At 39.3% G+C, this 21,526-nt stretch carries 13 protein-coding genes; 8 read left to right on the top strand and 5 right to left on the bottom strand.

Annotated features, from left to right (window positions below; genetic code table 11):
* Window positions 1-80: 80 nt before the first annotated feature.
* Window positions 81-617: an HD domain-containing protein gene (locus B091_RS0103545; protein ID WP_018108630.1), complete on the bottom strand. Its 537-nt coding sequence runs from the start codon at window positions 615-617 to the stop codon at window positions 81-83.
* Between the two features lie 53 nt (window positions 618-670).
* On the bottom strand, window positions 671-1,573 hold the full coding sequence (locus B091_RS0103550; RefSeq protein ID WP_018108631.1) for a transporter: 903 nt from the start codon (window positions 1,571-1,573) through the stop codon (window positions 671-673).
* 88 nt (window positions 1,574-1,661) lie between these two features.
* Here B091_RS0103550 and B091_RS0103555 point away from each other — a divergent pair, with 88 nt between their 5' ends.
* The 6 genes from B091_RS0103555 (at window position 1,662) to folB (ending at window position 12,715) form a co-directional block, all read left to right on the top strand.
* Window positions 1,662-3,713: a TonB-dependent receptor plug domain-containing protein gene (locus tag B091_RS0103555; protein WP_018108632.1), complete on the top strand. Its 2,052-nt coding sequence runs from the start codon at window positions 1,662-1,664 to the stop codon at window positions 3,711-3,713.
* A 273-nt stretch (window positions 3,714-3,986) separates the two neighbouring features.
* Window positions 3,987-4,880: an MlaD family protein gene (locus B091_RS0103560; protein WP_018108633.1), complete on the top strand. Its 894-nt coding sequence runs from the start codon at window positions 3,987-3,989 to the stop codon at window positions 4,878-4,880.
* A gap of 313 nt (window positions 4,881-5,193) precedes the next feature.
* Complete coding sequence (gene dnaA, locus B091_RS0103565) at window positions 5,194-6,609, top strand: chromosomal replication initiator protein DnaA (protein WP_018108634.1); 1,416 nt, start codon at window positions 5,194-5,196, stop codon at window positions 6,607-6,609.
* Window positions 6,610-6,933: 324 nt separating this feature from the next.
* Complete coding sequence (locus B091_RS0103570) at window positions 6,934-9,516, top strand: adenosylcobalamin-dependent ribonucleoside-diphosphate reductase (RefSeq protein ID WP_425303980.1); 2,583 nt, start codon at window positions 6,934-6,936, stop codon at window positions 9,514-9,516.
* A gap of 136 nt (window positions 9,517-9,652) precedes the next feature.
* A complete protein-coding gene (locus B091_RS0103575; RefSeq protein WP_018108636.1) occupies window positions 9,653-12,334 on the top strand; it encodes a 4-alpha-glucanotransferase in 2,682 nt (893 codons plus the stop codon).
* A gap of 12 nt (window positions 12,335-12,346) precedes the next feature.
* Entirely contained in the window at window positions 12,347-12,715 is a 369-nt protein-coding gene (gene folB, locus B091_RS0103580; protein ID WP_018108637.1) for a dihydroneopterin aldolase, read from the top strand.
* A 184-nt stretch (window positions 12,716-12,899) separates the two neighbouring features.
* Here the strand turns inward: folB and B091_RS0103585 are convergent, their stop codons facing one another.
* Together B091_RS0103585 and B091_RS0103590 are read right to left on the bottom strand one after the other, a co-directional pair.
* Window positions 12,900-16,280, bottom strand: a complete 3,381-nt coding sequence (locus tag B091_RS0103585) for a DEAD/DEAH box helicase (RefSeq protein ID WP_025069511.1) — start codon at window positions 16,278-16,280, stop codon at window positions 12,900-12,902.
* A 17-nt stretch (window positions 16,281-16,297) separates the two neighbouring features.
* Complete coding sequence (locus B091_RS0103590; protein ID WP_018108639.1) at window positions 16,298-17,425, bottom strand: N-acetylmuramoyl-L-alanine amidase family protein; 1,128 nt, start codon at window positions 17,423-17,425, stop codon at window positions 16,298-16,300.
* Window positions 17,426-17,541: 116 nt separating this feature from the next.
* On the opposite strand from B091_RS0103590, the gene B091_RS0103595 reads away from it, so the two are divergent.
* Both B091_RS0103595 and B091_RS0103600 read left to right on the top strand, forming a co-directional pair.
* A complete protein-coding gene (locus B091_RS0103595; RefSeq protein ID WP_018108640.1) occupies window positions 17,542-18,825 on the top strand; it encodes an O-acetylhomoserine aminocarboxypropyltransferase/cysteine synthase family protein in 1,284 nt (427 codons plus the stop codon).
* A 281-nt stretch (window positions 18,826-19,106) separates the two neighbouring features.
* On the top strand, window positions 19,107-19,505 hold the full coding sequence (locus B091_RS0103600) for an A1S_2505 family phage non-structural protein (protein WP_018108641.1): 399 nt from the start codon (window positions 19,107-19,109) through the stop codon (window positions 19,503-19,505).
* Here the strand turns inward: B091_RS0103600 and B091_RS0103605 are convergent.
* On the bottom strand, window positions 19,502-21,508 hold the full coding sequence (locus tag B091_RS0103605) for a heavy metal translocating P-type ATPase (protein ID WP_018108642.1): 2,007 nt from the start codon (window positions 21,506-21,508) through the stop codon (window positions 19,502-19,504). The two genes, B091_RS0103600 and B091_RS0103605, sit on opposite strands and share 4 nt — an antisense overlap.
* Between the last annotated feature and the right edge of the window lie 18 nt (window positions 21,509-21,526).

Genomic DNA, 21,526 nt, shown 5'->3' on the forward strand with positions numbered 1-21,526 from the left:
AATTACACTTTAATTTGCAAAAGTACATATTCCTATCTAATTAACTTTGTGAAACTTCTTTTTTAAGCAATTTTTGTAAGCTATAAAAACAGCTTACACCAATTATCAAATATCTCAACACCCTCGTTACCAAAGCGTAATAAACTTTTACGAGCTTGATCAACCGATTTTTCACGATCGATATGAGATTTCGAAAAGAATTTATCAGCAAAACATATTACTTGTTCTTCGATACTAATCGGTTTCATACCTCGCTGGGGTAGAGGCAGGTTTCGCTCCCTTATCAGATCAAGACTTAAGCCTGTTCCTGTGTGTCGCTCACACACTAAAGCATGTCTAGGAAAACCCTCACTTCGCAAGATATCTGCACCTAAATATCCATGAGCGATATACGGGTGCTGCCCATAACAATGTATGCCAGGTGCATCAGTTAGAAAAATCCCTATATCGTGGAGTAAAGCTGCTTGGCGAATAAACTCAACATCAACCTCTAGCTCAGGATGTGTCAAAGCGATAGCTTCAGCTTTGTCGGCAACAGACTGACTATGTGTTATCAAAACATGTTTTAACTCAGGATTATCCGAGTAATATTTATCTAGAATATGGTATGGATCCATAAATGCAATAACTTATTATGTATGTAAAGATAGTCGGAATCTTTTATTTTCAATCAAACCAACTTGCTTTCCTTCCGTCTTCTATGAACAGCAAGTTGCCACGCATTAAAACCGTTTTGAAGGAATATATAAACACCTGGTCCAATGGTAACCAAAGGGTTGAGGTAAGTATAGGCTATCCAAATTGCTAATATAGTGTTTTTTTGACCCAGCGCTTGTCCACAAGCTATCTTTTCGTTGAAGCGAGTACCTAGTTTTTTACCAAAATAAAACTGAATAAAGCATACAAAGAAAGCCATCAGAGAGATACCTAGCAAAAGTAACCAACTGAAATCGTAGTCCTTAAGTGCTTGAATCGTTTTTGCTATTGCAATTGACAGCGATAAGGCCCAAAGATAAAATGCAAACTCAGTTTTATTGACAAGTACATGATGAACCTTGGGCAGCTGCTTACTAATAAACCAAGCAGCAAGAATAGGAAGAAACAAAATGGGGAACACCTTATATAATATGGCTAACATACTCTCTGTAAAACTCAGTGTTGGAACATCCTGAATCATTGTAAAAAGTAATGGTATAGCAAAAGCTGCCACAATATTACTCAGTAGGGTATATGCTGTCACACTGTTCATATTACCATCGAGCTTATTGGTTATTACTGCAGCAGCCGTAGCTGTTGGACAGATAAAACAGACCATTCCAACCTCTGCTATTAGAATATTATAAGGACGAAGTAGATAAAACACCAACATTCCCCCACCGAGTTGAATCGCTAACATTATAAAATGATGCAACCTGATGCGTAAGTTCTGAATCGGAACCTTACAAAAAGTAAGTAAAAGCATAAAAAAAATCAGGTAGGGAACCGTAAATTCTAGCGCTAAAAATAGGGGGTAGCCTATGATTCCTAGGACCATAGCAACTGGCAGCGTCCAGTTTTTTAAGAATGTCAACATATTATCTAATTATATTACAGCAATAGTATACAAATATCGATGATTAACCTTAGTTTTGTAGCGTTTTTTATTATAAAATAATTCTAAAATGAAAAAAAACAAGTTTACAAAAAGCAATCCTGTTCGCTGGAAACGCTTCAGTAACAAGAGTTTTTCTGTTTTTAGTTCTTTAAAAAGAGAAGTTAACATTGGAGTACTTACACTGGCTACCCTTAGCTTTGCAAATCCAACTGTAGCAATTGCGCAACAAGAAACTTCTAAAGAACTACAAACTTACACACTCGAGGAAATTGAAGTAACAGGTAGCCGTGTGCCTCTGACACAAACAGAGTCTGCACGCATGGTAACTGTACTTTCGAAACCTGAAATTCAGGCTGCGGCAGTACAAAGTATTAACGACCTTCTCAAACATGTCGCTAGCATTGACGTCCGTCAACGAGGCGAATTCGGAATCCAAACCGACATATCCATCCGAGGGGGCACATTCGATCAAATCACGGTACTCCTAAACGGAGTCAACATCAACAACCCACAAACTGGTCATTTAACTACCGATTTTCCCGTATCTATGGACGACATCGAGCGTATTGAGATATTGGAAGGACCTGCAGCACGTGTCTTTGGCACATCTGCATTTAATGGTGCAATTAATATTGTCACCAAGGGCGCTGATAGTAATCAGTTAGGAGCCGACCTGATAACAGGTGGTTACGGATTATTTGGCGCAGGAGCCCGTGGAGCTCTAGTCCACAAAAATTTCAAACATCAGCTTTCAGGTAGTTATAGGCAATCGGATGGTGCAACGCTGAATAGCGATTTCAAAACAGGTAAAGCGTTTTATCAGGGAGGTGCTGTTTCCAATATCGTTGATGTCAATTGGCAACTGGGATATAGCAACCAAAAATATGGAGCTAACACTTTTTATTCAGCCAAATACGACGACCAGTACGAAAAGAACCAACGGATTCTAACCTCAGTGCAAGCCAAAACAAAAGGTTGGTTTACCTTTGCTCCAACAGTATATTGGAATCGGACGTACGACAATTTTCAGCTTATCAAAGGGAAGCTTGCTGGCGAAAACTTTCATATGACCGATGTTTATGGAGCCAATCTGAATGCGCATTTTTCATCACTAATTGGTAAAACAGCATTTGGTGCTGAATTCAGAAATGAAGGAATATTAAGTACCAATTTGGGAAAACCACTAACCAAAGATCAAGAAGTCAAAATTGCAGGACAAAAAGATCTTTATTATACCCACAAAGATAACCGCACCAACATTAGTTATTATTTAGAACATAATATCTTGTTGGATAAGTTTACCGCTTCTCTTGGGGTAATGGCTAATATGAACACCGCTTTAGATCATAAATACAGGTTTTATCCTGGAGTGGATCTATCCTATCGACCGACTGATAATTGGAAGTTATTTGCATCCTGGAATAAAGCACTTCGCATGCCCACCTTTACAGACCTCTACTATAAGAGCCCAACTCAAGAGGGAAATGTCGGTCTAAAACCTGAGGAGACACAGGCTTATAATATCGGAGTAAAGTATCATAACAGCATACTATCGGCATCGGTAACAGGGTTTTACCATAAAGGCAAACACATGATCGATTGGGTAATGTATAACGCACAAGATGTTTATCATTCGGCCAACTTCAAGCTCGACAACCGAGGAGTTGAACTCAACTCGCGCTTTGACATAGAAGCTTGGTACGGAAGAAATTCATGGATCAAGCATTTACAACTCGGCTACACCTATATAGATCAAAAAAGGAAAGATCATGTAGAGATTTACAGGTCAAACTATGCACTCAACTACCTAAAGCATAAATTTGTCGCCAATCTACAACATAAAGTCTTTAGCAATAAGCTTACAATGAATTGGGCTTTCCGTTGGCAAGACCGAATGGGCGACTACACCGACTTTAGCAATAAAGAACTACCCGATGGTGTGCTGAGGCCCTATCCATCGTTTTGTTTAGTTGACTTGAAAGTGCAGTGGACTGAGCATAAATATCAAGTCTTTGCCGAAGCCAATAATCTTTTGAACCGTACCTATTTTGACTTGGGTAATATCCCACAAGCTGGATTTTGGTTTAAGGCTGGAATAAAATGTAATTTCAACCTGTAGACATTACTATTACTAAAATAAGGACCTAGCTGTAAAACCCAAAACGACTTACTCATTTACCTGTACCGAGTAAGTTGTAAGGTATTAACGGCTAGGTCCTTTTTAGGCTTTAAGATGTAACGGCTTTAAAGATGATAAAGCATTAAAGAGCAAAAACTTTGGTTTATGGTGTAGTTTCCTTCTTTTTATGCTAAATTTGTAGCATCGGATAAATTCATTGGACAATAATCATCTGATACAAATCAATCAATATCGTACACTAAAATTTAATGAATGAAGTTCTTTACTAAAGAGGTTAAAATAGGTTTGGCTGGCGTAATCGCTTTGTTTCTATTGATATATGGCATCAATTACTTAAAGGGTATCGACATGTTCAAGCCCTCAAGTTATATGTACGTCTCTTTTAAGAATGTAAATGGACTTGCTAAGTCAAGCCCCGTCTTTGCCGATGGCTATAAAGTCGGGCTAGTGCGAGATATAGGCTACGATTTCAATCAATCGGGCAATGTTATTGTAGAGGTTGAACTCGAAACCGATTTAAGAATACCTAAGGGCAGTAGTGGTGAGCTCGTACCCGAACTGATGGGTGGAGTTCAAATGAATATCCTACTAGCAAACAATCCTCGTGAAAGCTACGCCGTAGGAGACACAATCCCCGGAGTACTTAAAAGTGGAATGACCGATGAAATGGGTAAAATGCTACCCGAGGTATCAAAGCTAATCCCTAAGCTCGACTCAATCCTAACTTCTGTCAACTTATTATTAAGCCACCCTGCACTAAACAATACATTGATAGCAGTTGAAAAAAGCAGTCAAAACCTAGAGTTGGCGACAGGAGAGTTTAATAAACTAATGAAAAATGATATTCCACAACTCACAGCGAAGATGAACGTGATTGGTGATAACTTCGTCAAGATTAGTGATTCTCTAGCAGAGTTAGACATTCAGCAAACCTATTCAAAAATCGACAACGCTGTATCTAATATAAGCTCACTGACCGATAGATTAAGTCAGAAAGACAATACTTTAGGCCTATTCTTAAACGATTCAACGCTATACAATCGCCTAACAGAAACAGGTGATAATGCAGCAAAACTTCTCGAAGATATCAAGCTGAACCCAAAACGTTATGTTCATTTCTCTGTCTTTGGCAAGAAAAACAAGTAGTTTGACCCTTTAGAATAAGCACCTGCTTTAAACTACTTTTTTATTAAATAATTTATTTAATATTTCTTCTTTTTATCGAAGATAAATAAAAGAGTAATTCGACAATTGAGTGTATGTATCAATGACATACAAACATTTGTCGGCTTTAAGTGGCCGTAAAAAAAACACAGGTATATCAAAAGATATCCTTTAAGATTATCCTTGTATTTTTAATTAATTATCCAAGAATAAATCCATTTGTTTATATCAAATAAGATTATCAAATTTGTGTATCAAGAATTTATTTATAAATTTCTAAAAGCGTAAAGCACCTATGAATAAACCTGTTCATGTTGCACTTTGGAATGATTGTCTAGCTATAATTAGAGACAATGTTGCGGAGTCTACATACAATACTTGGTTTGCCCCTATTTCACCGTTAAAATTTGAGGACAAGACACTAGTAATTCAAGTTCCAAGCCAATTTTTCTATGAATTTCTGGAAGAGAAGTTTGTTGACTTGCTACGTCATACCCTATATCAAGTTATCGGTGAAGGAGCAAAACTGATGTATAATGTAATGGTAGACAAAAGTGCCAGTACAACAGTTAATTTAGAGGCTAGCAATCGATCGACAGCTGTAAGAAAAACAGCAACTACCCAATCACAAACACGAATCAATCAGGGGCCCCAGGCACCCAATCCACCTGCAGTACAGGAATTAGACCCAAGACTTAACCCCGACTACACATTCGAAACCTTTATTGAAGGCAATAGCAATAAGCTTTCACGAAGTGTAGCAGAGGCAGTTGCAGAAAACCCTGCTAAAACAGTATTTAACCCCTTATTTATTCATGGCAATTCGGGAGTGGGTAAAACCCATCTAGCCAATGCTGTAGGGCTTCGGATTAAAGAACAGTATCCAGAGAAGAGAGTTCTTTACGTATCTGCCCACCTTTTTCAGGTTCAATATACCGACTCGGTGCGTAATAACACGACCAATGATTTCATCAATTTTTATCAGACTATCGATGTTTTGATAATCGATGATATACAAGAATTTGCAGGTGTAGTCAAAACACAAAACACATTTTTCCACATCTTTAATCACCTGCACCAAAACGGCAAACAACTCATCTTGACATCAGACCTTCCACCTGTCCTCCTTCAGGGTATGGAGGATAGACTTCTCACTCGTTTTAAGTGGGGAATGGTAGCCGAACTAGAACGACCCTCTGTGGAGCTCCGTAAAGATATCCTACGTAATAAAATTCATCGTGACGGTTTGCAGTTTCCTCCTGAGGTTATTACTTATATTGCAGAGAACGTAGACGACAGCGTAAGAGACCTTGAAGGCATCGTAATTTCTATTATGGCGCACTCTACAATTTACAATAAAAATATTGATCTTGACCTGACACAGCGTATCGTAAAAAAAGTAGTGCGCGACGAAAAGAAAGTTATCACGGTCGATCAAATTATTACCACGGTTTCGGAATACTTTAAGATTGAAGCCAAGCTAATCCACTCCAAATCTAGAAAAAGAGAGGTTGTACAAGCTCGACATTTTGCAATGTATTTGACCAAAGAATACACCGATTACTCAACACCAAAAATTGGGAAGTTTATCGGAAATAGAAACCATTCGACGGTATTACATGCGTGTAAAACTGTAAAACACCAATGTGAGGTTGACAAAAACTACCGAGCAGATATGGATTCTATTCAAGAATTACTACACAAGAGATAATACTTTTTAACAATCCTAATTTAAGCAAAACAATTAGCCAAACAAAATGTTACTACTAAGTTAAGTTTAGTATAACATTTTAATGCCGTAAAAAACACAACTTACCTAAAAGAGTAACTACGAACTAACACAAATACCACAAACAACTATTAATCAAAGACTTAGATTTTTGTTTCAGACAACTAAAAAATAAATAGTTTACTTTAGTTGCTCAAAAAGAAAAACATTTCTAGCTTTGCATAGCAAATTAGTGTTCCAAATAACAGACACAATAGACAATAAAAGGTTCACTAAAAAAGCAAATAATCACCCATATATTAACCTATAATAACACTATCTGTGGCAGTATCAACTTATACATATGAAGAAGCCTACGAGGAGTCACTCAACTATTTTGGTGGTGATGAACTCGCAGCAAGAGTTTGGGTAAATAAGTACGCGATGAAAGATTCGTATGGCAACATTTACGAAAAATCACCTGAACATATGCACTGGCGTATAGCCAATGAGCTCGCAAGAATGGAGAAGAAATATCCTAATCCATTATCGGCTGAAGAGTTGTTTAAGCTATTGGATAAATTTAAATATATTGTTCCTCAAGGGAGCCCAATGACAGGTATCGGTAATAATCACCAGGTAGCTTCATTGTCAAACTGTTTTGTTATTGGTGTAGAAGGAGCTGGAGATTCGTATGGTGGCATCATCAAAATGGACGAAGAACAAGTCCAACTGATGAAACGCAGAGGTGGTGTTGGTCACGATCTATCGCATATCCGCCCAAAAGGCTCTCCTGTAAAAAACTCTGCACTAACTTCTACTGGGATTGTACCTTTCATGGAAAGATACTCCAACTCAACTAGAGAAGTAGCTCAAGACGGACGTAGAGGTGCACTGATGCTATCGGTTTCAATCAAGCACCCAGACTCAGAATCTTTTATCGATGCAAAAATGACTCAAGGTAAAATTACTGGAGCCAACGTATCAGTGAAGCTAGACGATGAGTTCATGACTGCCGTAACCAATAACCAGTCTTATACACAGACCTACCCCATCGACTCTGAAAACCCTACTACAGTTAAAGAGATTGATGCATCGCAACTTTGGGGAAAGATCGTTCATAATGCATGGAAATCAGCAGAACCTGGCGTATTGTTCTGGGATACCATCATAAAAGAATCTGTTCCAGACTGTTATGCAGATCTTGGTTATAAAACAGTTTCAACTAACCCTTGTGGGGAGATTCCACTTTGTCCTTACGACTCTTGTCGTCTGTTGGCAATCAACTTATATTCGTATGTAAACAATCCGTTTACGCCTCAAGCTAGCTTCGACTTTGAGTTATTCAAAGATCACGTAGGCAAAGCTCAACGAATAATGGATGATATCATCGACCTAGAACTTGAAAAAATCGAGGCGATTATCAAGAAGATAGAAAACGACCCCGAAAGCGAAGAGGTAAAAAGAACAGAATACTTACTTTGGAAAAAAATATATACTAAAACAGGGCAAGGCCGCCGTACAGGTGTAGGTATTACTGCAGAAGGCGATATGCTTGCAGGCATGAATCTACGCTACGGTACCGAAGAAGCTACAGATTTTTCTGAACTTGTCCACAAAACAGTAGCTCTTGCTGCTTACAACGCTTCGGCTGACCTAGCAAAAGACCGTGGAGCTTTTGATGTATATGACGCTAAGCGTGAAGAAAACAACCCATTTATCAATCGTCTTAAAGAGGCTGATCCTGCTTTATACGAGAAGATGGTAAAATATGGTCGCCGTAATATTGCTTGCTTGACCATTGCGCCAACAGGGACTACTAGCTTAATGACTCAGACAACTTCTGGAATTGAGCCTGTATTCTTACCCGTTTACAAACGCAGAAGAAAAGTGAATCCGAACGACGTTAATGTTCGTATTGATTTTGTCGACGAAACAGGTGATGCCTTCGAGGAGTATACCGTGTTCCACCATAAGTTTGTGACTTGGATGGAAGCAAATGGTTATGACCCTTCTAAAAGATATTCACAAGAAGAGATAGATGAACTTGTAGCCAAATCGCCTTACTACAAAGCTACATCAAACGATGTTGATTGGTTGATGAAAGTAAAAATGCAAGGACGTATCCAAAAATGGGTAGACCACTCAATCAGCGTAACAATTAACCTTCCCAACGATGTTGACGAAGCACTCGTAAACAAGCTCTATATTGAAGCATGGAAAGCGGGTTGCAAAGGCTGTACAGTTTACCGTGACGGTTCTCGTTCAGGAGTGCTGATTGCTACAGAGTCGAATAAAGAGAAAGACAAAGATAAATCAACACAAGGAGAACAAGCCTCCAGCTCAGTGTTAACAAACCCTGAAGTAGTTAAACGTCCTAAGGTACTTGAAGCAGAAGTAGTTCGTTTCCAAAACAATAAAGAAAAATGGGTTGCATTTGTAGGTCTTTATGAAGACAGACCTTATGAGATTTTCACAGGTCTACAAGACGATGACGAAGGTATTCTATTGCCTAAGAGTGTAGTCTCGGGAAATATCATCAAGAATGTCGATGAAAACGGTAACAACCGATATGATTTCCAATTCGTAAACAAACGTGGCTACAAAACCACTATTGAAGGTCTATCAGAGAAATTCAATAAGGTTTATTGGAACTATGCAAAACTAATCTCTGGAGTTCTGCGCTGGGGTATGCCAATCGATCAAGTAGTTAAACTTGTAGGTTCACTTCAGCTTGATAACGAAAATATCAACAACTGGAAAAACGGTGTTGAGAGAGCTTTGAAACGCTATGTACAAAATGGAACAAGAGCAACAGGAACTAAATGTCCAAATTGCCAAAATGAAACACTTATCTACCAAGAGGGTTGTTTGATTTGTACTACCTGTGGTTCATCACGTTGCGGATAGAATTGTAATTTAAAATCAGATAAAGATAGAGGATGTATATGCTAGCGTATACATCCTCTGTTTTTTCATTACATTTGCCCTCAATCTTATTAGATATTACCTATTATTGTATTAAATCACTAAACCTAAAATAACTATGAAGTACCATTTCAAAATACAATACCACACACAGTGGGGAGAACAACTCAGAATGGTGGGAAATATCCCCCAACTGGGAAATGATGATTTAACACGAGCTGTCCCCATGATTACCCAGAATGGCGAACATTGGGAACTGACTGTCGAACTCAACGATATGGTATTATCTGATATGACTTATAGCTATTTGGTGTTTAAGGAAGGTCAAGTAGTAAGACAGGAATTCTATTTACTCAAGCATCAGCTACCAACATCTAACAAAGCCAATATATATATTGAAGACTCTTGGATAGATAAACCCGAACTAGCACCACTTTATACGAGTGCTTTTACAAAGGTGTGGAACAAAAGAGAATCTATAGAAAACAAGCATCACTCAGTAACAAATAAGAATTTTGAGTTGACTCTTATTGAAGCAAATATTGCTCCACACGAGACACTAGCCATCTGTGGTAATACAGCAGAACTAGGCAGTTGGAATATTGAGAATGCGCTAATGATGGATGATTCCGATTTCCCTAAATGGAAGGCAAAACTTAATTTAGACAAGCAAAATCTATTGGAATACAAGTACGTTATTTTAAATAGAGAAGACCGTTCACTTATTTCGTGGGAGTTAAGTGATAATAGATATTACCACTCACCTACACCGAGCCAAAACAGTTACTATTCAAAACTTGATGCCTTTGCTAAATTCGAACGTACACATTGGAAAGCTTGTGGTGCGGCAGTGCCTGTGTTTTCACTCCGAAGTGAGCGCAGCTGGGGCATTGGTGAGTTTTTAGACATCAAACAACTTGTGGACTGGGCTTTACTTACCAATCAAAAGGTCGTACAAATACTTCCGATAAACGACACTACAAGTTCAAACAGCTGGGACGACGCCTACCCTTACCGTTGTATCTCTGTCTTTGCTCTCAACCCAATCTACCTAAACCTAGACGAGCTCGATATAGCCGACACCCCTTATGGAGCGACTTACCAAAAAGAGAAGAAACAAATAAATCAACTGACAACTATAGACTTCCCCTACGTGCAGACTAAAAAACAAACCTACAGTCATGCTATATTTAAACTCAAGGGAAAAGAGACTTTCAAGAGTGCTAAGTTTAAAGAGTTTTATGCTGAGCAGAAACATTGGCTCGCTCCTTATGCCGTATACTTAGTGCTAAGAGATAAGTACGAGACATCGGACATCAACTGCTGGGACAAATACCAAAACTTCAGAATCGAATGGATCGAAGAGTTTGATAATCCCCAGCATGAGAGTTATGAGAAACTCCAGTATACTTACTTCATGCAATACCATCTTTATACTCAACTTAAAGAGGTGTCCGACTATGCCAATAGCAAAGGTGTAGTGCTTAAAGGTGATCTGCCGATTGGTATAGGACTACACAGCGCTGATGCTTGGACCAATCCAGAGTTTTTTCATATAAGTTGCCAAGCAGGTGCCCCACCCGATGATTTTGCTACAGAGGGTCAGAACTGGGGATTCCCAACCTACAATTGGGAAAATATACAGAAAGACGATTTCAGCTGGTGGAAAAACAGACTTCACTACATGTCACATTTCTTTCAGGCCTATCGTATCGACCATATCTTAGGGTTCTTCCGAATTTGGAGCATCCCAAGATCGGCTATTTACGGCACACTCGGACAGTTCTCACCCGCTTTACCACTATCTGTTGGAGAAATATCTAGTTATGGATTTAACTTCAACGAAGAGTTACAGACTCAACCCTATATCAGCACAGAAAGCCTTGACGCGCTAAGTAGCGAAGATAAGGAGCTAGTTAAATCCAAACTCTTAACACAGATAGATACTTCACGATATCATTTTAAAGAAGAAGTAAACACACAAGCTAAATTACGGGATTACTTTTTAAAGAATACGGACCTAGGAATGGGTAAAGAGGTATTACCACTATTGATGGGATTGCACACACAAGTCTTGTTTATTGAAGACATGAAGCAAGCCAACTTCTTTCATCCACGAATTGAAGCATTCAAAACTTCAACCTATCAATCACTAAGTGCAGAAGATAAGTTAGCTTTCGATAGGCTCTATCACAGCTTTTATTACGAAAGGCATAATCAGTTTTGGATGGATGAAGCACTTCTCAAGCTCCCCCAACTTATTGGAGCAAGCAATATGATGGTTTGTGGAGAAGATTTGGGTATGATTCCGCAAACTGTCCCCGAAGTTATGAATGCCTTGGATATTCTGAGTTTGGAAGTACAACGCATGCCCAAAGCACATAATCAAATAATAGGAAATCCTGCAAATAATCCTTATCTCTCAGTTAGTACATTTTCAACACACGACATGAGTACGATGCGTGGGTGGTGGGAGAATGATCGAGTACAAGCTCGAGAACTATATCGTGAGCTGGAGGGAAATAAAGATTCCGTTCCCGACAAATTGAACCCGCCCCTTGCCTATTCGATATTAAATAGAGAACTTTGTGGTGCCTCAATGCTCCGTATTGAAGCATTACAAGATTGGATGGCACTCACACCAAAATGGTACGATACAATCAGTGCTAACGAAGAACAAATCAATATCCCTGCCAATCCCAAGCATCGATGGAAATTTAGAATGGCGGGGTATTTGGAGCAATTACTAGAGGATAAAGAACTCAGTGAAGTCATCAATCAATTAACATCAAACCAATAAACACAAAAACAGATGAATGTAATCAATAGCTATATCACACTCAATAATTTGGAAATCTACGCTTATCATGGCGTATCTCCACAAGAAACGAAAGTCGGTAACACCTACATAATCAACCTAAAACTAAAGGTAGATTACAGCAAAGCTGGCGAGACCGATTCTGTTGAAGACACGGTAAGTTATGCAGATGTTTTCAGTATTGTTAAAGAAGTGATGAGTACCCCTTCCAAACTACTAGAACATGTAGTCTATCGGATTTGTGAAGCCTTATTTGAAAGGTTCAAGCAAGTTGAAGAGATTGAGATTCATTTGGATAAAAACAATCCTCCAATGGGAGCCGATATTGAAACAGCTGGAGTCTATTTGGCTTGTAGTAGATAATTGTTAAAAATCAGATAAAAACAAAAAAGGGAGTTGCATATCAGATACGCAACTCCCTTTTTCCTAACCTTAAATATTTTCTTTATGAAAAAACGTTCCAGCAAAGATACAACATGAAATATATTTAGCTAGTTAATAAATATAATATTCTGCAAGAATAAAATAAAAGATTAAGCTATTCTACCTACCGATTGTCAATGAACGCTAATAACTTCTTATAAATGGGATTTAATCTCAATAAATGAGGTACACCTGTAAGAAACAACTGTTTGCGTGCTCGTGTAAGGGCAACATTAAGTTTTCGATCGATTTGCTGAGTTCCTTCAACCATTATATTCGACAAAAAATCGAGCTGATAAGGAGCATTTACACAGAACGAATAGATAATAATATCACGTTCGCTACCTTGAAATCGCTCTACCGTATCTACTAAGATATCCGAGAGTTCGGGCACTTTATAACGCTCCAAGCAGCTTTTAATCAAAGCAATTTGCGTACGATAAGGAGCAATGATTCCTAAGGTATGCTCGGAGTCGAACAATTGACTATAGCGCTGATAAACTTGATAAGCAATATGAGCAGCAATTTCGGCTTCGGAACTATTCATCTTGTAAGTCTCAGGGGAAACCTCTAACTCCGACTCAATGAAAGTCACCCTACTTTTCAATACTGTCACCTCCTGATCGGTTGGATATTTAAGAATCTTATTTAACGGCATTTCGTGCTCAAGCTGGTGAGGCAAATTTAGAGAACTCAACTTATTCTCATAAAAGTAGAAGTTGGTAAAAGCAGCAATTTGAGGATGCATTCTACCCTGACTAGTCAACCATTCCACACTATTGGGGGCATTTATTCGATACAGACGCTCAAAAAAAGCATCACGCATATTAAATATTTGCAATGCATTGAGCTCTTCAGCCTCTATTTTAGAGGTAGCTTCTTTTTGTTGTACTACAGCTGGAAGTTGCTTATGGTCTCCAATTAAAACAAATTTACCTATTCCATCTTCACCCTTTGGACCAGAAGCAGCGAGTAATCCTAAAAGCTGAGGTTCCAATATTTGTGAAGCCTCATCAATAATAGCCACATCAAAGTGCTTAAGCCTGAAAAGATCGGGTTTACCACTCAGACTAGCCACTGTCGAAACAAAAACTCGACAAGCATCTATCTTATTGCGAACAGCCAACCGATTATTGCAATTTTCGAGCACATTCTCCAACAAATGGGGGCGATAAACAGAGTCACACGACAACTCACTCCCAATTCGAATAAAGTCTAACACGGGGCTTATTTTACTAATTGCCTTACAGATTTCATTTACGGCTTGGTTGGTATAAGCCAATAATAAGATTGTTTTGCCCTCTTCGCGAAAGGCTTCGACCATGCTCCTAAGAGCAAATGAAGTTTTACCCGTCCCTGGAGGCCCTACAAGCAAGAAGTAATCTTCGGCAGCCAACGATTTATAGACTATTCTAGTCAAATCATTAGGTGCATTAGCAATTTGAGTGTCGTATTTTGACGAGAATCGAGGAGCTCTTTTTCCGAGTATAAGATCTCGACGCTCTTGATTAGTCATCAGAAAAGCATCCAAACCCAAGTACATATTACGATAACTAGTATCCATACTATCAGGCTCAACAGCATAGAGCGAATCGTCGGGCAAAACATCTAAGTTTTGCTGAGCCATACGCAAGCGCACGGTAACGGAGTCATCTGTAATCTGCTCTAAATTGCCTTTGAAGACTAATTTATTAGTCACATTATCACCTAAGCCGTTACGCTGATAAAGTACCACAGCGTCACCCTCCCTGAAATTGGGTAGAGCTAAACCCGAAACCTCTAACTCCCTATTCCGCTCAAAAACCAAATGAGGCTTATGCAGGTCAGCCGCATTATTATGACCAATCTTCAGGTCATAGAGTATAGCTCCTTCTTCACATTTTTCACTAAACGAAGAGTTCCATAAAGTAGCTGCTCCTCGCTTACCCTCATAGGCCACATCCCCCGATTTGGAGGTGTAAAGCTCTTTAGTTATAAAGTTGTAGACAGCGTAAAAGTAAGAACGATCAGCCTTTGAAAGCTTGAATAGTCGTTCACTAACTACATTTATTTGGGGTACCAAGTACTTCTCCCAAAACTTACCCTCCAGTTTTAACTGATTCAGGTTATCGGCTTGAATTTGACCGAATAACTGCTCTGTAAACTCCAGGCTATTAACCGACTGCGTCTTGTATTCATTGGCTACAATCTCGTTACGAAGCTGAATGGCTTGACGAACAAGTCGCCATGAAGTTCGAGCAGGATAAAGTAAGGGGTAACGAGTATAGAGCAGGTAGGCACGTACTTGCTCCTTATCTTGGTTCATATTATAGAGTAGTACAGCTTGGTAAAGCAACATCTGAACCCTATTGTTCTGATGCGGAACTATTCGTCCACGCAGAGCATATTCATCGGCTTTTCCCGACTTCATTTCAATAAAAGACGACATATCCTTTTGCATATAGTCGAGTCGCCCTTGGATGCCCAACGCCTCACAAATATAAGAAGGCTCCAAAACCGCATTCTGCTTATCGAGCTTATACCCCTCTTGGTTGAAGGTTTGATTGACTACTTGCCCAATATTATCGAAGTGCATTTTGCAGTCGCTAAAAAACTGCACTTCCAACTCGCGTGAGTCGAGGTCAGGGCAAGAAGCTAGTTCAATTGCATACTTCTTGAAAACCTTTTTCATACTGGTTATATAGCTAATCTGATCGCCGTAATGAATCCACTCATCAAGAAAGTGATTGGCAATACTTCCCAGCAGCAAAGGTCTCGGGTTATCGATCGATTTGACTCGTGCCAAGATATAATTGAGCGGGTGTGCCCCGTAAGGTCTAAAGCATTCGGCCAAGGAGCTAATGTCTAACAGATAGTCCGGTTCAAGCACAATGATTCGAGGAGTCAGGATACCTTGATCATCAATGCTAACATCGAGCAAATTGAGCTGAGCGTGTTTCCACACAACGGTCTTTAGCTTTGTAAATTCGTCGTTAACCTCCTCAACAGTATATCTAACCTTAAGAGGTTCATCGACCAAAGCCTCGGCGGGCAAAACGTATAAAAACTCATCATCCGCAGATTGGAAACATACTCGCATCTGTTTCTTGAGTTCCACACCAAGCTTCATCACATGGTATGTAGCATCGTGAGTAGGTAAAATACGATAGAGCTCGTAAGGAATATCTAAAGCATAAAGCTTGCGTACAAAAAAAGAGATTGTTTTCAAATCTCTTAAGAAATAGTCTTCACGAGGCTCCGTATTGGTATGAAGTAGCTCATTAGAGGTTAACCGAAAACTATGAAGCCGCTGTTGCTCTAAATAAGAGATGTCAAATTTATCAGCAACATAGCTAATTCGAGCCGATAAATCGGTAGCTTGAAGGTCAACAAAATTCATTTCTGTCCTACAGATTCTTTCGAGTAAATCTCGTAACTGCTTATACTTAAACAGCAGCAAAGAATCAACATCCAAAGCTATAGAATAGAGTGTATCATAATAGCCAGAAGCCAGTTTATTATTCATTTCATCTTTCTCCAAAATCAACGACCTGTTTGTTTTTTATAGTCTAGTATAAACCCGTGTGACATCCATTTAGCCAATGCTTGGCGATTGGAACTCACCACAAAGCGTTTTTGATCGAATGAGTTTTGAATATTACCAAGCTCCACGAACAGACCTATCGGATGTGTATTTTTGAGCACGTATAGATTACGTGTGCTTACCGTGCCGGTAAATCCACGACTCGGTTGATGCTGGTTATATTTCGAGGAAAATTCATTTTTCATGGTAGTAGCTAGATCAAGTCCTTTAGGATTTAAACCGTAATGATAGAAAAATACATCCACACGTTTATTCTTGGTACGGCTGTCAATATGCAAGAAAATAGCCCGACAATATTTATAGTTCTTTTTGTCTTTTTGATATAGCTCATTAATCTTGTTGGTTCTCTGAGCTAGTCTTCCGAGCTGGCTCAAAGGGATTTTTTGCCCCATGCAGGTTTCACGCTTACTATTCGATAGGATTCTATCGTCACGGATACCATCTTTAGCATCTTGAATAATAATATGCACCTTTGCCCCTTGAATCATCAAGTCACGAGCCAATCGTAGAGCAATGTCATAAGCATATTCATCTTCGTGCAAATGGTGATGCCCCATTTTACCAATGGCACCAGGGTCGGGACCACCATGACCACTTACAATATAAAAGCAAGCATCCTTTAGTTGCTCAGATTCAATCTTAAAAGTCTGCTTAGAGGGACCAAACAAAGGTTCCGTTATTGTTTTTCCTATAATAGTAGAAGCGGGTTTTACCTCAGGTGTTTTCACATTATCAGCTGCCGGCTTTTTTTTGCTTGTTACAGTAGCATCAGTTTTGGTAGTAGCTGTTGATTTACCCGTTTTTTTAGGCGGGATAATGTAGTAAAAACCCATTTTAAGGGAGTTGTCCTTACCCAAGCGTTTTTTATTCAGTGCTACGAACTCATTAAAATATTCCAATCCACGGCCATTTCGAAGTAATAAATCATAGACTCCTTCACCCGTTTTGGGTTGAGAACGAACAACTTTTTGTTCTTGAGAATAAGCAGTTTGAGAAAAAATGGGAATATATAATAAGACTATTACACATATAATTCGCTTCAAGCATGCACAAAGTCTATGTTTCATTTTGGCGTATTTATTCTTAAATAATTTTCATTGTCTCAAAAGTACATTAAATTTTCTATTTTTGTAAATATTGTATATCCAAACAATCCTTATTTATTATACTTTAATAACTAAAAATGAAAACAAAAGCCAAGCGTTCAACAATTTGTGTACAAGGAGGATGGAATCCAAAAAAGGGGGATCCTCGTGTGCTACCTATATACCAAAGTACTACATTTAAGTATGACACAAGTGACCAAATGGGACGTCTTTTTGACTTAAAAGATGCAGGCTATTTTTATTCTCGCCTACAAAACCCAACTACCGATGCCGTAGCATCAAAAATAGCTGACCTAGAAGGTGGTATTGGTGCCATTCTAACTGCTAGTGGTCAGGCAGCCAATTTCTTTGCCCTCACCAATATTTGTGAAGCGGGCGACCACTTTGTCTGCTCAGCATCAATCTATGGAGGTACTTATAATTTATTTGGTGTCACACTAAAAAAATTCGGTATTGACGTGACCTTCATTAATCCTAACGATACCGATGAAGTAATCGAAAAGGCTTTCCGCCCCAACACCAAAGCATTGTTTGGAGAAACCGTATCAAACCCAACACTAGAAGTGCTAGACATCGAAAAGTTTGCCCGTATTGCACATCAGCAAGGCGTGCCACTTATTATCGACAATACCTTCCCCACACCCATTAATTGTCGCCCATTCGAGTGGGGAGCCGACATCATTGTCCACTCTACAACCAAATATATGGATGGACATGCTTCGGCTATTGGTGGTTGTGTAGTAGATAGTGGCAATTTCGATTGGGCAGCTCATGCCAATAAATTCCCTGGTCTATGCACCCCTGACCCATCATACCACGGACTTACTTATACCGAAACTTTTGGCAAGATGGCCTACCTAACGAAAGCAACAGTACAACTGATGCGAGATTTGGGTAGTACTCAAAGCCCAATGAATGCTTTTCTACTCAATCTAGGATTAGAAACACTTCACTTAAGAATGCCTCAGCACTGCAAGAATGCCTTACTTGTTTCCCAGTATCTCGAAGCAAACGATAAGATAGCTTGGGTTAACTATTGTGATCTGCCAAGTAGCCCATACTACGAACTTTCGAAGAAGTATATGCCCAAAGGTTCTTGTGGAGTAATCTCATTTGGACTTAAAGGTGGACGTGAGAGTTCTATTGAATTTATGGACTCGCTAAAGCTAGCTGCAATTGTTACTCATGTAGCCGATGCACGCACCTGCGTATTGCACCCCGCAAGCCATACGCACCGTCAACTTAGCGACCAGCAACTAGCCGATGCAGGTATCCGCCCAGACCTAATTCGCTTCTCGGTAGGGATTGAAGATCCCGAAGATATTATTGCTGATATCCAACAAGCACTCGACAAGATTTAAAGTAAATTAGAGATAATAAATTTGAAGTGGCCTCCCCGTAGAGGTCACTTTTTTTATGGCTGACTCGTTTCTTTAAAACCAGTCGGTAGTTAATACCATGCGAACTAGTGGTCGTGCCCAAACGACTTACTCATTTTTAGGGAGTTAAATAAGCTCAACCCAACAAGGTGAAAAAGCCTACAACAAAAGTGATATAAGCTAGAATATTTGATGTCCTAAAACTTGTTTTTTCCGATTGTCGATTTTTTTCGCTATATTTAGCCTAAACCAACATTTAACTCATGGAAATAGAATTAGAAAAAAGAATCACTCCAAAGTACATTAACTCTTTGGATGAGAACGAAATTTTTGTTTTTGGCAGTAACTTACCCGGACTTCATGTCGGAGGAGCTGCAAATGTAGCACATAACAAATGGGGCGCCGTTTGGGGACAGGGTGTTGGACTTCATGGACAAACCTATGCCATTCCAACAATGCAGGGTGGATTAGAGACTGTCGAACCTTATGTAAACGATTTTATAGAGTTTGCCCAAAACAGACAAGATTTAAAATTCTTGGTAACACCCGTAGGATGTGGTATTGCTGGATTTAAACCAAAAGAGATAGCTACTCTTTTCAAAGCAGCTACCTCCTTAGACAATGTCTATCTACCTAAAGCTTTTTGGGCTATACTAGACTAAAACTTCTTCATGTACAAAATGCGAACAGCATTTAGCACAGCCAAGATGGTAACACCAACATCGGCTATTACAGCTTCCCACATGGTAGCAATGTCTAAAACACCAAGAATCATTACGAGAAGCTTAACACCAAAAGCTAAAGCTATATTTTGAAATACTATTTTTCGAGTAGCTTTAGCTATTTTTATGGACTGATGTATCTTAGAGGGTTGATCAGTTTGAATCACTACATCGGCTACCTCAATAGCTGCATCCGAACCCATCGCACCCATAGCAACAGCTACGTCGCTCAAGGCTAAAGACGGTGCATCGTTAATTCCATCACCAACAAAACAGATTACCCTACTCTTATCCTCTTTTAGCTTTTCAATATAACTTAGTTTATCTTCGGGTAACAAACCACCGATTGCCTTATTGACACCCAAAGTTTGACCAACTTTTTGTGTAATTTTATCGTTATCACCACTAAGCATAATGACTTCGGATCCATCTTTTTGTAAGAGATGAACAGCCTCTTTGGCATCGGATTTAATGCGGTCGGCAATATATATTGCACCCAGATACTTTCCGTTTCGACTGGTTAGAATTGTTGTACCTACTATATCAAGAACTGCTTTATCGTAAACAATACCAAAACTATCGAGAAGTTTGTAATTACCAACAAGCACCTGCTCTGCGTTTAACTTACAGATAAGTCCCTGACCTGCAACCTCTTCAATATCGGAAAGTTGCGCTACCAGTGCATCACTTGGCTTATGGTATTTTAAGATCGCTTTTGCAATGGGGTGAGAAGAAAAAGTTTCAACAGCCGCTGTAAGGGATAGAAGTTCTTCTTTATCACCAGCAACCAAAATATCTTGTACCTCAAATACACCTTCGGTCATGGTACCTGTCTTATCAACAACAACGGTATTAACACTTGTCATTAGGTCGAGATAATTGGCTCCCTTAAAAAGAATCCCCTGACGAGATGCCGCACCAATACCACCAAAATAGCCTAAAGGTATAGAGATAACCAATGCACAAGGACAAGAGATAACCAAGAATACCAATGCTCTATATAACCAATCTTGAAACTGATAATCCGCAACAAATAGAGCGGGTAAGAAAGTTACTAACACAGCTAAGCCAAAGACAATAGGTGTGTACCAACGGGCAAACTTACGGATTAGAAGTTCTGTCTTTGCCTTACGTTCGGTTGCATCTTGAACCATAGTAAGGATTTTAGATAGGGCACTATCGCTATACACCTTTGTTGCCTCCATCTCGATAACTCCATCTAAGTTAATCATACCCGCAAGTACAGGCTCACGAAGATAAGTTGTTTGAGGAACACTTTCACCAGTCAAGGCAACGGTGTTAAAGCTGGCTTTTTCGGATAGTAAAACCCCATCAACAGGAAGTTTATCCCCTACTCTAATTTGCAGCCTATCCCCAACTTGTACCTCTTCGGAAGTAACAGTGGTGATTGCACCCTTATCGTCGATAAGCCGAGTCTCTTCAACTCGGACATCCAAAAGTGATTCTATATTTTTGGTTGCACGCCCCACAGCAATCGACTGAAACAGTTCTCCGATATTATAGAGTAGCATTACTGCTACAGCCTCGGGATATTCTCCAATAGCAAAAGCTCCAATAGTAGCGATACTCATGAGAGAGAACTCATTAAAGAAGTCATTTTCACGAACTACAGCTTGCACTGCTTCTTTGATTACTGGAACTCCCACCAAGAGATAGGATACTCCAAATAGAATAGGATAAAATAGTGTGTGAAGTTCAAAGCCTACTGAACGCAAGATTAGCCCACCAACCAGAAGGACAGCACTAACAAGCATAGGAAGCATGGTTTTCCACGGAATAGAACTCAAGCTATCGTGCTGGGCATGATCGTGTGAGCAACAAGAGAAGTTTGCTGATTTGTTTTCGGCATTACCACAGCAAGTTGCATGGGATGAATTATCACCGCAACATGAGGTTGTTTTATTGTGTGTATCTTTTGACATAAGTAACTGCTTTAGTTG

Origin of the sequence: Bacteroides propionicifaciens DSM 19291 = JCM 14649, assembly GCF_000375405.1 — a bacterium.
In the GTDB taxonomy this organism is placed as follows: Bacteria; Bacteroidota; Bacteroidia; order Bacteroidales; family Bacteroidaceae; genus Bacteroides_E; species Bacteroides_E propionicifaciens.

Coding starts and splice junctions, on each gene's coding strand:
- dnaA (WP_018108634.1), top strand. CDS start 5,194: ATGAATAAACCTGTTCATGTTGCACTTTGGAATGATTGTCTAGCTATA.
- folB (WP_018108637.1), top strand. CDS start 12,347: ATGAATGTAATCAATAGCTATATCACACTCAATAATTTGGAAATCTAC.
- B091_RS0103595 (WP_018108640.1), top strand. CDS start 17,542: ATGAAAACAAAAGCCAAGCGTTCAACAATTTGTGTACAAGGAGGATGG.
- B091_RS0103555 (WP_018108632.1), top strand. CDS start 1,662: ATGAAAAAAAACAAGTTTACAAAAAGCAATCCTGTTCGCTGGAAACGC.
- B091_RS0103560 (WP_018108633.1), top strand. CDS start 3,987: ATGAAGTTCTTTACTAAAGAGGTTAAAATAGGTTTGGCTGGCGTAATC.
- B091_RS0103545 (WP_018108630.1), bottom strand. CDS start 617: ATGGATCCATACCATATTCTAGATAAATATTACTCGGATAATCCTGAG.
- B091_RS0103600 (WP_018108641.1), top strand. CDS start 19,107: ATGGAAATAGAATTAGAAAAAAGAATCACTCCAAAGTACATTAACTCT.
- B091_RS0103585 (WP_025069511.1), bottom strand. CDS start 16,280: ATGAATAATAAACTGGCTTCTGGCTATTATGATACACTCTATTCTATA.
- B091_RS0103590 (WP_018108639.1), bottom strand. CDS start 17,425: ATGAAACATAGACTTTGTGCATGCTTGAAGCGAATTATATGTGTAATA.
- B091_RS0103550 (WP_018108631.1), bottom strand. CDS start 1,573: ATGTTGACATTCTTAAAAAACTGGACGCTGCCAGTTGCTATGGTCCTA.
- B091_RS0103575 (WP_018108636.1), top strand. CDS start 9,653: ATGAAGTACCATTTCAAAATACAATACCACACACAGTGGGGAGAACAA.
- B091_RS0103605 (WP_018108642.1), bottom strand. CDS start 21,508: ATGTCAAAAGATACACACAATAAAACAACCTCATGTTGCGGTGATAAT.